Origin of the sequence: Candidatus Macondimonas diazotrophica, from assembly GCF_004684205.1 — a bacterium.
Lineage (GTDB): Bacteria > Pseudomonadota > Gammaproteobacteria > UBA5335 > UBA5335 > Macondimonas > Macondimonas diazotrophica.
Genome location: NZ_SRIO01000001.1, coordinates 1 through 14,901 on the forward strand (window position 1 = coordinate 1; position 14,901 = coordinate 14,901).

Consider the following 14,901-nt stretch of genomic DNA (forward strand, 5'->3'; position numbering starts at 1 on the left):
GTAAGCCTTGAACTCACCCCCAAACTTCTCCGCCAACACCTTCGTCAGCGCCGCCGTCAGCGTCGTCTTCCCATGGTCCACATGACCAATCGTCCCCACATTCACATGCGGCTTCGTACGCTCAAACTTGCTCTTGGCCATGCGCAACAATCTCCATGAGAAAATCAAATACGCCAAAAAAGCCTCTCATTGAGCCACGAGAGGCCATCCCACACTAAACTATGGAGCCCATAACCGGATTTGAACCGGTGACCTCTTCCTTACCAAGAAAGTGCTCTACCGACTGAGCTATATGGGCCCTGAACCCAAAACCTGTGGTCACCAATCCTGTCCGTGCGGCCCGCACGATGGAGCGGGTGATGGGAATCGAACCCACACCATCAGCTTGGAAGGCTGAGGTTCTACCATTGAACTACACCCGCATCGAAGGACTGCGACCTGAACCGTATGTCCCAACAAAATTTCGTGGTGGAGGGGGTAGGATTCGAACCTACGAAGGCAGAGCCGGCAGATTTACAGTCTGCTCCCTTTGACCGCTCGGGAACCCCTCCAAAACGCAAGCCCCAAATTATGTTCTGCTCGCCGCCACCTGTCAAACCTCAATCGATCCTGACCGGCAGCGCAGATAACGCAGCACGACTGGTGAGATAGTTGTCAATCGCGGCGAGATCGGCCGGATCCAGGGCACCCACCGCCGCCTGCAGATTGAGTCGCCCCAGCAGATAGGCCAATCGGGCACTATCGAGATTCTGTTGAGCCGCATACACTTGCTGCAGCGCAAACAGAACATCGACTGCCGTCCGGACCCCGACCTCCCGACCACGCCGAGCCGATTCGTACGCCGTCATACTGGACTTGACAGCCTGCTCGAACGCGCGCACCTGCGCAATCGCCGTATTCAGCTGAATGAACGCCTGGCTCGCTTGCAATTCGGCGCCCCGCGCGGCATCGACAAGGTCACTCTTGCGCTGATTGTAAAGCGCCGCCGCCTCTTCGACTTGAGCGCTCAGCAACCCCCCGCGGAACAGCGGCACACTGAGCTGAACCCCGACCACCCGGCTCTCGGTTTCGTTGCGGGTTACGTCGCCGCCAAAGGCGGGACGACGCGTCTCCTGGACATCGTAATTGCCAACCAGAAACAAGGTCGGCAATCGTGCACCCTGCCGGGCTCGGACTTCGGCGCGCGCCACTTCCACACCCAAGCCACTGGCAACCCGAAACAAGTTGGAGTCACGAGCCCGATCGACCCATTGAGCCTGCTCGGCAGGTTCCGGTGGCTCCAGCGGAAAGTCCGCACGCGGTCCCTTCAGGGCCGGAACCGACTGGCCGATGATTCGCGCCAGCGCCTGGCGCGCAATCGCGACATCGCCTTCATATTGCAGAACCTGAGCAGAAACCAGATCGTAGCGGGCCTGCGCCTCATTGAGGTCCGTAATAGCGGCCGTGCCCACCTCGAAGGACTTTCGGGCACGCGCCAACTCTTGCTCAAGGGCGCGTAGCTCGGCTTGACTGGTGGCAAGTGCCTGCTCGGCCTGCAGGACCTGAAAATATCCGGATGCCGTCCGCAGAATCAGATCCTGACGGGCAATTGCAAACTCGACCTCGGCCAGCGCCACCTGCCGCTGAGCCTGTCCATAGCGAAAGATCGCCTCGGCCACAAAGATCGGCTGGCGCAACGTGACGCCATAACTCCAACCGTCGGCATTGTCGACGGAGCCGCTTTGATCAATCAGCGTCGGGGGCGCACCTGGCGGACCCGGCAAAACGGCCGGATCACTGTCCACCTCCAACCAGGTCCGGTTGACACCGCCATTCAGGTCGATACTGGGGAACAGAACGCCGCGCGCCTGGCGGTTCAGCGTGGAAACTGCGGCGAGTCGATGTCGCGCCGACTCATACACTGCATCGCGACTCTGCGCGAGCTGATAGATGTCCGCCAAACCAGTGGCCCACCCGGGGCCACTGAACGTCGACGCCAAGAGAATGCAGGCAACCGTACGCACTTTCGATCGGCGATTAGTCATGACTCACCCCCGTGCCGTGACCGGCATGGAAGCCACGACGCTCCTTCATCCGCTCCACCAAGAGATAGACCACCGGAACAACAACCAGCGTCAACGCCGTCGAAGTCACCATGCCTCCGATCACAGCCGCTGACAACGGTCCATTGGTATCGGCTCCTGCTCCCAGGCCTAGGGCAGCAGGCAGCAGGGCGAAAATGACGGTGAGGGAAGTCATGAGTACTGGCCTAAGCCGAACGGGACAGGCCTCCATCAGGGCCTCTTTCAACGGCACGCCTTCGGCGCGCCGTTGATTGGTCAGATCGACCAGCAAGATGGAATTCTTCGCCACCAGTCCGACCAACAGCAGCATTCCGATCATGGAAAACATGTTGATGGTATACCCCAGCAGCCAAAGCGCCGCGACCCCACCAATCGCCGCGAGCGGCTGAGCCACCATAATGATCAGCGGCTGCAGGAAGGAATCAAACTGGCTTGCGAGAACCATGTACAGCAGGACCAGGGAAACCACCAGCGCGAAGACCATATAACCGGCTGTGTCTTCGAATTCCTGGGCCTGGCCGGTCAAATCAAGACTGTAACCGGTGGGCAGGACTTCAGAACCGATCTCTTGGGCCCGCACCATCGCCTCAGCCAACGGCATGCTGGGATTGATGAAGAAGAATCCGGCGTAATTGAGGTCGAATCGGCTGATTTCCGCCGGCCCCAGTGATTGCTGGATGGTCGCAATCGTGTCCAGGCGAATCAGATCTCCCGCCCGGTTACGCAAGAAGATCTTGCGCAAGTCATCCGGCACGGCATACGCACCCTCCTGGGCCTTGAGGCGCAGGTCATACCGCTCGCCGTCGCCCGGGTCGTCGTTGTAGCGCGCCACGTCCATCCCGCCAACCAAGATGTTGGCCGCCTGCGCGACCTCCAGCGTCGACAAGCCCAGGCTCGCCACACGCTCCCGATCGATGTCGAGCTCGACCTGCGGCAAATCGAGCTGCAGGGTCAAATCGATGCTCCCCATCCCCGGGGTCGCGGCAAGACGCTGGCGAATCTCCTCGGAATAACGCGCCACATCCGCAAGATTGCGACCCCGCAGCACCAACTGCAGCGGTTCACCACGCTCTCCCCCGAACGCCGGCACTTCAGATATGAACACCTGAACTCCCGGGATTTCCGCGGCCTTTTCGCGCAATCGAACCGCCAGCTCCTGCTGTGAAATATCCCGCTCCGCGCGCGCTTTCATCGTGACAAATGCCACCGCCTGATTCACCTGGCCCTGCTGTCCCAAGCCGACCGCCGTGAAATAGCTCACCACCGTTGGCTCCTCGGCCAGCACGGCCTCCATGGCGCGCAGCCGACTGTCGGTGTACTCGACGCTCGACCCCAGAGGTGTTTTGAGTTGGACAAACAATTGCCCCTGATCTTCCTCGGGAACGAATTCGCCACCGACATTGGCAAAGAAGTAGCCGCTGGAAAGCACCACCAGGAACGCAATCGCCAGCACAGCCCATGGCGCACCGATCGCCCATCCGAGCATGCGCCGGTACCCCGACTCCATGGCGCGAAATGCACGCTCAAACGCATTGAATACGCGACCGTGCTCGTGAGAGACCTTGAGATACCGCGAACACATCATCGGCGTGAGCGTCAGTGCCACGAACCACGACACCAACACACCGAACACGACCACGACCGCAAAGGACTCGAAAAACCGCCCCACGATCCCACCCATGAACACCACGGGCACGAAAATCGAGACCAGTGACAAGGTAGCCGCCAAAACCGCGAACATCACCTCCTGGGTTCCGTTCATCGCAGCACTGACGGGATCCGGATCCAACTCCTCCCGATGACGGTAGATATTCTCGAGCACCACGATCGCATCATCGACCACGACGCCGATAAGCAACAGCAGCGCGAGCAACGTCACCACATTGAAGGTGTATCCGAAGAAGTACATCACCGCGACCGCGCCCAGCAGTGAGACCGGAATCGCCGCCGCAATGATCAAGGTGGAACGGAAGTTGCGGAGAAACAACAAAACCACCGCTGCCGCCAGCAGTGTTCCGGTAATCAAATGCTCCTGAAGCGCGTGCACCATCTCCAGGATAAAAGTCGAGGTATCGGTCGCCACGGACACCTTCAGGCCCGGCGGAAGCTGGGGACCGATTTCGGTGTCGAGTCGCGCCTTGATTTCGTCGATGATCGCCACGGTATTGCTTCCGGCAATCTTCACGATACCCAGCCCCACAGTCGGCTCACCGTTGAAGCGTGCAAGTTGGCGATAATCCGCCAAACCGTCAACGACTTCACCGACATCCTGCAAGCGAATCGGCGCACCACTGGAAAAACCGATCACCATCTGGCCCAAGGCCGCCGGGTCGTGGTATTCCAGGTCGAGCTTGAGCAGCGACTCCGTGTTGCCCCCGACGACAAAACCGCCGGGCAACAGGAAGTGCTCACGCTGAAACGCCTGAATGAGGTCCTGAACCGTCAATCCGTAGCTGGCCAGCCGAGCCGGATCCACTTCGACCCGGACGGTCCGTTCCCGGGAGCCGGCGATCCGCACTTCGCCCACCCCATTGACGTTCTCAAGTTGCTTGCGCAGCACATTGTTCGCATAGACGTTCAGTTGCTGCTCGGTTCGATTGCCCTGCAGGGCGAGCCACAAAATCGGCTGGGACGAGGTCTCCAACTTGGCGACAATCGGCGGATCCGCATCGGTCGGCAACTGGTTCAAAACCTGATTGACCTTCGCCTGAACCTCGTTGAAAGCAACATCAACATCTTTTTCCAACTCGAAATTGATGGCCACCACGGACACGCCGGGCGTGGAACTCGACCGGATGTTCTTGATGCCCGGAACGCTGTTCACCTGGCGTTCGATGATGTTGGTGATGCTGGCATCGACGACTGACGGATTGGCGCCGGGCTGGATCGTCGTGATACTGATGACCGGAATATCGACATTCGGGAACCGGTCGACACCGAGATCCCGAAAGCCGATGATGCCGAACAATACCAGCACCGCATTGAGCATGTACGCCAGCACATGCCGGCGAATCGACAGCTCCGGCAAATTCATGCGGCGCGCTCCTGGGCGATGCGCACCCGGGCCCCATCCGTCAAATAGGAAGCACCTTCGACCGCAACCTGCTCGCCGGCCTCAAGCCCTTCAACGATTTCCACGAACTCAGCGGTCTCGACCCCCACCTTGACCAGACGCTCCTGCACTTGGTCATCGGTCACCACATAGACGACAAGGCCGGACGGACGCCGAATCACGGCCAAGGGTGGAATGACCACGGCGTCTTCGCGCCTCGACAGCACGACCTCACCATTGACACTCCCACCGGGGCGCCACCCACCCGGATTGCGCATCTCCGCCAGTACCTCGATCGCACGATTCTGCGCACCGATCACGGGGCGAATCTCGGTAATGGGCAATTCCACCGGCATGCCGGGAGCGGTGGGCACACGCAACCGCAAGGTTTGCCCGACTGCCAATCGAGAACTCAGGACTTCCGGAAACGGCAACACAACCCGCAGCATTTGATCAGTACTGAGATGAAACAAGGGGTTTCCAGCGCCAATATAATCCCCCGGGCTCACCAATCGCTCGGCGATGACGCCCGAAGCAGGCGCGCGCACGGCTGTGCGGTCAAGATTGTTGCGCGCTCGATCGACCCCGCTCCGCGCCGCAGCCAGTTGTGCGCGCAACGCGGTCAACTGCGCCTCGACCTCATCCAATGCGTTGACTGAAAAGAAATTTTCCTGAACCAGCTGCCGATAGCGCTCGACTTGGCGCTGCTGCTGCTCGACCAACGCCTCCAGCCGACGCACATCGGCCGCCGCCCCATCGGCCGCCGCCCGATAGTCGGCAGCGTCCAGCTGGGCCACGACCTGCCCACGCTGCACCGATTCGCCCGCTTCCACAGCGACGGACAAGACGCGACCGGACACCTCGGCCGCAATACGCGGATCCACATTCGACTGCAGCCTGCCGAGCGAAAACTCGAGATCCTCGACGACCTGCTGCTCTGCAAGCTCGGTCGTAATCAGCACAGCTGGCTGATCAGGCGGGGCTGCAGCATCCTCCTGACCGCACGCAACCAGCATCAGTGCAAGCAGCACAGCACATCCCGGTCTGATCCAAGTCCGCATGTTCATTCCCTGATTGATCCACAAAGTAATGGTCCCGTCGTCATGTCCACGGGCGTCAAGACATCGACGCAGCCTCACGATGCAACGGGTATTGCCGCCCGGGGCACGTCGTGCTCTGCAACCCAAGCCCCGCGCAAACCGTGCCGACCCCGGGTCGGGCACCGATTACCACGCATTTCTGCGTCGAAGAGATTGCGCAAAAGCGGCCTAAATGGAGCTGGCGACAGGATTTGAACCCGCGACCTGCCGATTACAAATCGGCTGCTCTACCAACTGAGCTACGCCAGCGTGTTGTTCTTGGCGCCCTGACGGGCCGGCCAAGGATACCGTTAGAGGGCGCACGATCTCAATGCAAGACCGATCTGGAAACGTCAATGCCGATCCTCCGACCGGAATCGACGTCATCATCGGATCGACGCCCCGCATGGTTCCATCCACCAACCTCAACGGGATCGTTACGAGCGCCCCTATTCCGGGGGCATCAAAGCCTGCCCGAGCCGCCGAAAGGCCTGGGACATCTCGCTTCCGAGCACGATGGCACCCGCACGGGTCACGGCATCGCGATGCAGGGTCGACAGGTGGCCACCGACCAGCACCGGCACTTTCGCTCGCTGAATCAGCCCCGCAAGCTCTTCTTCGAAGGTCGGCCAATAAGCGCCAACCGAGCCCGCCAGTACAATCGCGTCGCTCCCCGAGCGGCGCACGGCCGTGGGGAGGTCGGCGAAGGGCATGTTGGCGCCGAGCAGCACGATTCGATAGTTGCGCGTCAGCGCCGCCAGACAGAACAGCAGGAGCGCCAGTTCATGGTTTTCCGTCGGAACACAGGCGCATAACAGCTTGGGGCCGGTGGTCTCCAAGGCCATGTGATGAAAGCGGGCACCCAGCTTGTTGCGCATGAACACGCTGAAAAAATGCTCCTCGGCGACGCTCCCCTCCTGGTTCTGCCATCGCCGCCCCACCTCTTCGAGCAGCGGAACGATCAGCTGGCTAGTGACCAGCTCCACGGGATAGAGCGACAAGGCTTCGCTGTAAACGGCATTCAGGTTCTTTTCATCGAAGCTACCGATCGCCAGAACCATGCGCGCGATGTAGCCCGCCCATAATCCTCGGGACTCCTGAGGAGCAGCCACCGTGACCGAGGTTTCGCCCCGTTGCTGCGCCTCGAGCGCCGCCCGGGCCTGGCCAATGGAGATTCCTCGGTCCAGAAAATCCAGAACTTGCTGAATGCGCTGGACATCGGCGCGACTATAGAGCCGGTGGCCCTTCGGCGTGCGACGTGGACTGATCAAGCCATAACGGCGCTCCCACGCGCGCAGCGTCACCGCATTGACGCCCGTCAGACTGGAAACGGTCCGAATCGGAAACAGTTCTCGATCGTCTGAAGAAGCCGCATCCTGCTTCAAGCGCGAACCTTCTTGAGTACGTTGGTTATGCTCAAACACGAATCTACCCGCTACGGTATTTTAATCCAGTACGCTAAAGTCATGCGGATGGAACAAGTCGCTCATATCCTGTTTTCCTTGGTTCCGGATGCGCGTTGCGCTTGCCTGACCCCGCCCTGCGTTGCGCGCCGATGCGCGGCTCGCGCCTGAATCCAGGCAACACCCAGACCCGCAAGAACGCCGCAACGTGAAACGGAAACCTTGATGAACCGAAAGCCTCCCGCCATCCGCGCGATCACCTTCGACCTCGACGACACGCTCTGGGAAATCGGCCCTGTCATCCGCGCCGCCGAAGCCCGCATGGAGCGCTATCTGCGACACCATTTCCCGGCCATGGCGCAACGTCTACCCGCCGGGGAAGTTCGCCGCCGAATGAATCGCCTGGCCTCACAACGCCCGGAGCTGGCTCACCACGTGACTGCCCTGCGCATGACCGTCCTCCAGCAAGCGGCGCGCGAAGCGGGGACGACCCCACAGGCCGCCGAATTGGCATTCGCTGAATTCATCGCCGCCCGAAACGCCGTCACACCCTTTACCGATGCCGCTGCGGTGCTGAACAGGCTGAGCGGGCATTTCTCGCTGGCCAGCATCACCAACGGCAACGTTGACCTGGCCACGACCAGCCTGCGGGGGTTTTTCCGCGTCAACGTCAGCGCGGAAACCGCCGGGATGGCCAAGCCGCATCCCGCCATCTTTCACCTCACGTGCGAGGCGCTGGGTGTCGCCCCCGAAGAAACGCTGCACATCGGGGATGACCCCGAATGCGATGTAGTCGGGGCGCGGGCCGCCGGGTTGCATACCATCTGGTTCAACCGCCCCGGCCACCGGTGGCCGGGCCCCGGACAGGTACCCAGCTACGTGAGACAACTCAGCGAACTGCTGGAAAGACTCCTGCCCGGCCCGACATCCACTTGAACCGATCGGCGCCATCACAGCTTCCGGAAAGCGAGCGTGACCTGTCCAAGCTCGACACCGAACTTGCTCATCCGGGCCCGATTGAGCAGCACACCATCGGGCTGAAGATACATCCAGTCGTCAAACTGGACATGGTAAGTCTTATCGCCCACGGGCAGGGCCAAAGTATAGGTCCAGTTCAGTGCGCGCCCATAGACCACCCCCTTGGCGACACCCACCACATCGTCGGCCCGGCCTTCATAGTGATGGGCATCCACCCGCTTGATGCGCCAGATCCGCTGGGACTTCTCGCCATCGCTGTAGACAAAGTCCTCGGTCATCACCAACTCGCCGTCGACCATCTTGCCGTCGATACGGACCTCGAAACTGCGCTTGAGCTCCCCGGCCCGGTCTTGAAACATACCCCATGCGCGAGTCTGACCGAGGAAATAGTCTTCCAGCACCAGCGGGGGCTCCGTCCCTTCATAGATTTTCGTGTTGACGCCGCCGCAAGCTGCCAAACCCAGCACACCCAGCAACGCCAACAAACGCATGCAATTTTTCAAGTTCATCTCACTATCCTCGAGTTATAAATCACACGGGAAGAACGATCTTCTGGCGTAACGCGCGCTGATCGGATTCCGTCAGCGGAAAATTCCACATCAACCACACGGCCGACAGCTTGATCAGCACCGGCAATCCCCCGTACAGCAAGGCCAGCGTGGTCAGCGCGAAGGGAGTGTTGTCTCCTTGTGCATCCAGGCCGGCCCAATCCAGAACGGGATAGGCAATCCCGACCGCCAACGCGAGCGCCGCCTTGGTGGCCATCCCCCACAAAGCAAAGAACAAACCTGCGCGAGAATTGCCGCTCTGTGCCGTGTCCAGATCGATGACATCCGCTTGCATGGCCGCCGGCAGGGCCAGATCGGCGCCCACCGTCAGCCCGGTCAATACGCACACCGCGAAGAAGAACCAGAACTGTCCCGGCTCAATGAAGGGAACCGTCGCGAACACCAGGGAAGTGACGATCATCGCCACACACCATGTACGATGCTTGCCCAGCCGGCGGGCGATGCCGAGCCAGAGCGGCAGGCCGAGGAAACCGGCCCCGAAATAGACCATCAACAGAATCCCGGCTTCCTGATCATCGCCAATAAGCGCCTGTACAAACAGCAGAAAGAGACTTGCCGGTAGACCATTGGCAATCCCATTGAGCAGATAGGCCGCCAGCAATCGACGAAAGGGTCGGTTCTCGCTTAGCAAACGCAAGCCTTTCGCCCACGGCACGTCCCCATCAGGCTGGTTCGGCTCCGGCACTTTTCGCAACAGCCAGATTGCGGTAACCGGAAGGGTCGCCAGCGCAAATCCGAACATGACCGCCAATGCCGTTGCCCGCGATGCCCCGAAGGATTGCATGATCCCAGGAATAGCAACGCCCAGTATCGTGCCGACAATGGCAAAAGCCTGAGACGCGCCGTAGATGCGTGCCCGCTCGTGATAATCCGGCGACAATTCGGCAGCCCAGGCGTTGTGCGGTAATGACAGAACGGTCCAGCCGAGCGCAGTCACCACGCTCCAGAACAGCAGATAGGCCCAGCCCACACCCACAGGGGCGAGAAACAGGAAGCCGGTCCCCATCAGGATCAACGGAACACCCGCAAGCACCCATGGGCGCCGACGGCCCCAGCGTGTCCGGATACGGTCACTAAGCAGTCCGACGACGGGATCAGTCACCACATCGAACAGTCGCGCCACAAGCAGCACGGTGCCGACGACCGTCAACCCTAATCCGAGCTCATCGCTGAAATAGGGGGGGAGGTAGATCAGCAGCGGTACCGCCATGGCGGCCATCGGCAGGCCGATGGCCCCGAAAGCGGCCAGAATCCGCAACGGCAAGGGCGCATCCGACGCATTCATGGTTCAGTCACGCGCCAATATGGCCTGCATCACGTCGATGCGCCCCGTTGTGAATCCCGCTTCGCAATAGCACAGATAGGCGTGCCATAGACGCTGGAAGCGCGCATCATAGCCAAGCTCGGCCAAGGCATGGCTCTGACGGTGCACCGCTCCGTCCCAGCAAGCCAGGGTGCGGGCATAATCCTTCCCGAAGGTCTTCACATCGACCAACTCGAGCCCGGCATCTTCAGCCTGATCGAAAAATCGCTCAGGGGACGGCAGCATCCCGCCGGGGAAGATGTAGCGCTGGATGAAATCGGCACTCTTGCGGTAATCCTGGAACCGCTTTTCCTCGATCGTGATCACTTGGATCCCGGCACGCCCCCGTGGCTTGAGCAGGTCATGCACCTGGCGGAAGTAATCCGGCCAATACTGCTCCCCCACCGCCTCGAACATTTCAATGGACACGATGCGATCGTAGTGACCCGACAGGTCGCGGTAATCCATGAGCTCGAAGCGGATCCGATCCGCCACGCCGGCCCGCCAGGCGCGACGCCGCGCTTCCTCGAGCTGCGCTGCAGACAGTGTCACGCTGGTCACCTGACAACCTGTCTGACGCGCAGCCTGAATGGCGAACCCCCCCCAGCCTGATCCGATTTCGAGCACCCGATGTCCGGCGCCGATCTCCAACTGATCGATCAGCCGCTGATACTTGCGGACCTGCGCGGTTTCCAGCGTATCGGTCTCTGATGCGAACAACGCGCTGGAGTAAGTCATCGTGGAATCCAGCCACAGCGCATAGAAGTCGTTACCCAGGTCGTAGTGCGCCGCGATGTTGCGTCGACTACCGGTCCGCGTGTTTCGATGACGCCAGTGATAGAGCGTCCGCAGCGCGCGCCACAGCACGAATCCATCCGCCACACCACCGAAGCAGGCCTCATTGGCCGCCCCCCACAGCAGGAATCGGGTGAGATCCGGCGACTCCCAATCGCCGTCCACATAGGATTCGAGCAAACCCGTATCGCCACCGGTCAGTAACCGGCCAATCAGTCGTGGACGATGCAGCACCAAGGTCGCCTGGGGGCCGGGACGCCGACCCCGAACGTGCATCTCACGACCATCGGGCAGGCGCAACTCCAGTTGGCCGTATTCGGCGCGAGCCAGAATCCGCGTCAACAGGCGCAAAGACCACGGTAGCGCCGGCAACGCCGCGCCCCGCTGCAGGATGATGGGCGGTTGACTGGACATGTCATGAACTCCTTGGAGTGGATGCAATCGGCGGTTCGGCATGGAATGGAGCGCCACGCCACCACAATTTCAGGGCCTGCCAATGAATGGCCGCGAAAACCTTCACACCGGCCCACGGCATACGCAGAACCTGGAGCAACAAGGTCCGGTCGGTCAGGGGGCGCGCGTCTCCACGCAGCTCGGCCAGCATAGCCAGCGCGCCATCGCGCCAGTAAGCCACGGCGACCACCACCGAGCGCGCCGGCGGATCGAGACGAAAGCGATATTCCCCGACGGTGGGAAAGAACGGCGACACATGAAACTGCTTGCGCTTTTTCAGGGCCCCCTGAAGTTCCAGGGGCCGACCATGCTCCCCCGCCAGCACGTAGAAATGGCTGTGACCGAATGTGTTGTGCACCTCGCAAACCACCGCTCGAAGTGCATCCCGCGCATCCTCGCAGTACCAGAGAGTCAAAGGATTGAACGCCCAGCCCAGGACACGCGGGAAACCCAGCATGCGAATCCGCCCAGCCCGATCCAGATCGATTCCATGATCAGCCAGCAATGCCGTAATCCAGATCCGAGGCGGCGTGCCATCGCGCGGACCGTGATCCCGGTCATAAACACTTACTAGATTCGGCCGATTGTGCGAGAACAACCGGAGCTTGCGCGCACGCTCATCGATTTCATCCAAATCGAGCAACACGTTGAACAGTCGATAGCCAAAACGGTGGCGGAAACGGCCTGGACGAACGTGCCGGATGTCGACGCGATACAGACAACTCTTCATGACGACACCCGTCACGCGGTTTCCGGCAAAGCAGCCGGAACCGGCGCCGGCTTGGCTTGCCCGCGCGTGATCGACTCCGGCAAACCAGCCTCCCAAGGCGGAAGAATCCCGAATGCACGCGCCACATCGAGGCCCGACCGAATCCCATCTTCGTGGAATCCATAGCCGAAATAGGCCCCGCAGAACCAGGTTCCCTGCCGCCCCTGCAAGCGGCCCAGCAAAGGTTGCGCCTGCATGGCCCGCTGACTGAATACGGGATGATCGTAGTCATACTCGCCCCAGCGCTGCTCAGGATCGACTTCCATCAACGGATTGAGCGTGACGAAGTACGGGCGCGCATCAGACAGGCCCTGCAGACGATTCATCCAGTAGGTCACTGAGACCGCACGATCGCCCGAGACATTCGCACCGGAGAGGTAGTTCCAGGACGACCAGACGCGCCGGCGACGCGGCATCAAGCGCTGATCGGAATGCAGCACCACGCGGTTCGTCTGGTACGGAAACGCGCCGAGCAGTCTGGATTCCCAGACATCGGGCTGCTCCAGCAGCCGCAGCGCCTGATCCGCATGACAGGCCAGCACGACCCGATCGAATCGGTGCGCTTCTCCTTGAGCGTCGATCAGCCTTATACCCTGCGAATCCCGCTGAATGACGCGCACACCCTGCCCCAGGCGCACACCACCGGCAAAGTCTGCGGTGAGTCGACCAATGTAACTCCGACTTCCGCCCACGACGGTTCGCCACTGAGGCCGCCCCCGAATATCGAGCAAGCCATGATTCTTGAAGAACCGCATAAAGCTGGCGGCCGGGAAGGCCAGCATGGTCTGCGGTGGACAGGACCAGATGGCCGCCGCCATCGGCAGCAGATAGCGCGTCCGCAACGCGTCACCGAATCGGTGCACATCGAGAAACTCGCCCAGGGTTTGCGACTCGAGAGCGGGATCGTCCAGGCTGCCTCGCGCCAGGCGGTTGAACCTCACGATCTCGGACAGCATCCGCCAGTGCGCCGGCTTGAAGAAGTTGCTGGGCTGGCCAAACAGTGCGCGGAGATTGTCGCCGGCGTATTCCAGTTCGCCGTGATCGACGGAGACGCCAAACGACATGTCACTGGGTCGCGTCGCGACACCAAGATGGCGGAAAAGCGCCGTGAGATGCGGATAATTGGCTTCGTTGTAAACGATAAAGCCCGTATCGACCGGAACCGTTCCAGATGGCGCCGGTGCATCTACGGTGTGCGTATGGCCACCCATGTAGTCGTTCTGCTCGAATACGACCACCTCATGCTGCCGCGCCAGCATCCATGCGGCCGAAAGACCGGCGATTCCGCTACCCACAATGGCGATCTTCATTCTCGTTCCCCTTCGCGAATGACGCACATGTCTCAAACCGAAACCCGTCGAGTACCCGGGGCATTGACCCCGCTCAGGGCACGCCAGACATGAACACCGCACCCATGTACAATATTTGTAGCGTTCTTATCGGCGATTGTCAAACTTTCTTGAGCTCAGACCATCGTATTCGCCCCTGAGGCGGCCGATCGTCAGCAAGAGAGAAGGGTTATTTCTATTTATTTACAGTGTGTTGCTGCCGATAGATAACTTAGTGGCGGCGGCAACCGGCCATAAAACAGCCTTATCCCGCTTTTCTAATTGTTGTACAAAACTAGTACGATGTATCGCAAACCACCTGTCCCACTGGACGCAGAAAGCCGAACCGGACCAAACGCCATTATCCGGCTTTCGCCGGGCGCTTAGCCGGAAACAAGAACAGGTGTCAATGAAGAGGGGAAAAGAGAGTCGATCGAATGCGACGCGGGTTACCGAGGAGTACCGGCTTAATGCCACCGCAATCCGAAATTGATGCCAATCGTCTGGGCGTCTGCATCGTTGCCCGATAGGCCGCCGTCCAGACGCCACTCCGCGTAATAGGGATTCACGAACAGACTTTGACGCTCGCCGAACGCCCAGCCGGCATTGGCCGACACGCGCCAGCCTGCGCCCGTATCCGGAAGCGCGCCTTGGGCAGAGACATCAATCACTTCAGCGCTCCAGACTGCCCAGTACTCGATCATGAACTCGCCCTCGATGCTCCAGGCAGCCGGCAATGCGACCCCGATCCCCACCGGGGAATAGGTGAGTTGGCGCTCGAGATCATCACTCTCCCAGCGCCGATGGGCAATCCCGCCAAAGGCCCATACACCCGGGGCAATCACGGGGCCGATCCGATAGTCTGCATCCCATGCGGTCTCGTCAGTCGATGTCAGTGCCTGGCCGGCCTGCTCCAGATCGGCGCTCCCGATCTGATAGCTGCCGGCGAGCTCACCTCGCCAGCTGCCGACGTTTTCCCGAAACGCCAGATGGATGCCCTGAAGATCGGCGTTGTAGGCCGCATCCTGCGGCGCTTCGCCTTCCAGATGCGCAAACTGGAAACCCGCCTCGTAGCGCCAATCCGCCCGCGCAATCCCGGGCATGAGGAC

At 60.8% G+C, this 14,901-nt stretch carries 12 protein-coding genes and 4 tRNA genes; 1 reads left to right on the forward strand and 15 read right to left on the reverse strand.

Annotated elements, in window-relative coordinates; genetic code table 11:
* From E4680_RS00005 to E4680_RS00045, 9 genes are all read right to left on the reverse strand, one after another.
* The coding region (locus tag E4680_RS00005; protein ID WP_240696069.1) for a GTP-binding protein at window positions 1–141 on the reverse strand (141 nt) is incomplete at its 3' end.
* 81 nt (window positions 142–222) lie between these two features.
* Window positions 223–298: transfer RNA gene (locus E4680_RS00010), tRNA-Thr, on the reverse strand.
* A gap of 50 nt (window positions 299–348) precedes the next feature.
* Window positions 349–422 (reverse strand) — tRNA-Gly (locus tag E4680_RS00015).
* A 44-nt stretch (window positions 423–466) separates the two neighbouring features.
* Window positions 467–551 (reverse strand) — tRNA-Tyr (locus E4680_RS00020).
* Window positions 552–599: 48 nt separating this feature from the next.
* Window positions 600–2,024, reverse strand: coding sequence for a TolC family outer membrane protein (locus E4680_RS00025; RefSeq protein ID WP_135280335.1), 1,425 nt, complete (start codon window positions 2,022–2,024; stop codon window positions 600–602).
* Window positions 2,017–5,097 (reverse strand): efflux RND transporter permease subunit, encoded by a 3,081-nt coding sequence (locus tag E4680_RS00030; protein WP_135280336.1) that lies wholly within the window; start codon window positions 5,095–5,097, stop codon window positions 2,017–2,019. The genes E4680_RS00025 and E4680_RS00030 overlap by 8 nt, the downstream gene beginning before the upstream one ends.
* Entirely contained in the window at window positions 5,094–6,176 is a 1,083-nt protein-coding gene (locus tag E4680_RS00035; protein WP_167792288.1) for an efflux RND transporter periplasmic adaptor subunit, read from the reverse strand. The genes E4680_RS00030 and E4680_RS00035 overlap by 4 nt, the downstream gene beginning before the upstream one ends.
* Window positions 6,177–6,388: 212 nt before the next feature.
* A tRNA-Thr gene (locus E4680_RS00040) sits at window positions 6,389–6,464 on the reverse strand.
* 179 nt (window positions 6,465–6,643) lie between these two features.
* A complete protein-coding gene (locus E4680_RS00045) occupies window positions 6,644–7,579 on the reverse strand; it encodes a MerR family transcriptional regulator (protein ID WP_167792289.1) in 936 nt (311 codons plus the stop codon).
* 243 nt (window positions 7,580–7,822) lie between these two features.
* Between E4680_RS00045 and E4680_RS00050 the strand changes: the two genes are divergently transcribed.
* A complete protein-coding gene (locus E4680_RS00050) occupies window positions 7,823–8,533 on the forward strand; it encodes an HAD family hydrolase (protein ID WP_135280339.1) in 711 nt (236 codons plus the stop codon).
* A 14-nt stretch (window positions 8,534–8,547) separates the two neighbouring features.
* On the opposite strand, the gene E4680_RS00055 is transcribed toward E4680_RS00050, so the two are convergent.
* The 6 genes from E4680_RS00055 to E4680_RS00080 form a co-directional block, all read right to left on the reverse strand.
* Window positions 8,548–9,084, reverse strand: coding sequence for a DUF3833 domain-containing protein (locus E4680_RS00055; RefSeq protein ID WP_240696056.1), 537 nt, complete (start codon window positions 9,082–9,084; stop codon window positions 8,548–8,550).
* 22 nt (window positions 9,085–9,106) lie between these two features.
* The gene (locus E4680_RS00060; protein ID WP_135280340.1) at window positions 9,107–10,429 is read right to left on the reverse strand and encodes an MFS transporter; all 1,323 of its coding nucleotides are present in this window, start codon (window positions 10,427–10,429) and stop codon (window positions 9,107–9,109) included.
* Between the two features lie 3 nt (window positions 10,430–10,432).
* Window positions 10,433–11,656 carry an SAM-dependent methyltransferase gene (locus E4680_RS00065; RefSeq protein ID WP_135280341.1) on the reverse strand — a complete coding sequence of 408 codons (1,224 nt, stop codon included), beginning with the start codon at window positions 11,654–11,656 and terminating at the stop codon, window positions 10,433–10,435.
* Between the two features lies 1 nt (window position 11,657).
* Window positions 11,658–12,440 (reverse strand): DUF1365 domain-containing protein, encoded by a 783-nt coding sequence (locus E4680_RS00070; RefSeq protein WP_240696057.1) that lies wholly within the window; start codon window positions 12,438–12,440, stop codon window positions 11,658–11,660.
* Window positions 12,437–13,774, reverse strand: a complete 1,338-nt coding sequence (locus E4680_RS00075; protein WP_135280342.1) for an NAD(P)/FAD-dependent oxidoreductase — start codon at window positions 13,772–13,774, stop codon at window positions 12,437–12,439. The genes E4680_RS00070 and E4680_RS00075 overlap by 4 nt, the downstream gene beginning before the upstream one ends.
* 485 nt (window positions 13,775–14,259) lie before the next feature.
* On the reverse strand, window positions 14,260–14,895 hold the full coding sequence (locus tag E4680_RS00080; protein WP_135280343.1) for a hypothetical protein: 636 nt from the start codon (window positions 14,893–14,895) through the stop codon (window positions 14,260–14,262).
* Window positions 14,896–14,901 lie beyond the last annotated feature (6 nt).

Bases quoted from the DNA above. Each gene is read 5' to 3' on its own strand.
- E4680_RS00025 (WP_135280335.1), bottom strand. From the start codon at position 2,024: ATGACTAATCGCCGATCGAAAGTGCGTACGGTTGCCTGCATTCTCTTG.
- E4680_RS00030 (WP_135280336.1), bottom strand. From the start codon at position 5,097: ATGAATTTGCCGGAGCTGTCGATTCGCCGGCATGTGCTGGCGTACATG.
- E4680_RS00035 (WP_167792288.1), bottom strand. From the start codon at position 6,176: ATGCGGACTTGGATCAGACCGGGATGTGCTGTGCTGCTTGCACTGATG.
- E4680_RS00050 (WP_135280339.1), top strand. From the start codon at position 7,823: ATGAACCGAAAGCCTCCCGCCATCCGCGCGATCACCTTCGACCTCGAC.
- E4680_RS00055 (WP_240696056.1), bottom strand. From the start codon at position 9,084: ATGAACTTGAAAAATTGCATGCGTTTGTTGGCGTTGCTGGGTGTGCTG.
- E4680_RS00060 (WP_135280340.1), bottom strand. From the start codon at position 10,429: ATGAATGCGTCGGATGCGCCCTTGCCGTTGCGGATTCTGGCCGCTTTC.
- E4680_RS00065 (WP_135280341.1), bottom strand. From the start codon at position 11,656: ATGTCCAGTCAACCGCCCATCATCCTGCAGCGGGGCGCGGCGTTGCCG.
- E4680_RS00075 (WP_135280342.1), bottom strand. From the start codon at position 13,774: ATGAAGATCGCCATTGTGGGTAGCGGAATCGCCGGTCTTTCGGCCGCA.
- E4680_RS00080 (WP_135280343.1), bottom strand. From the start codon at position 14,895: ATGCCCGGGATTGCGCGGGCGGATTGGCGCTACGAGGCGGGTTTCCAG.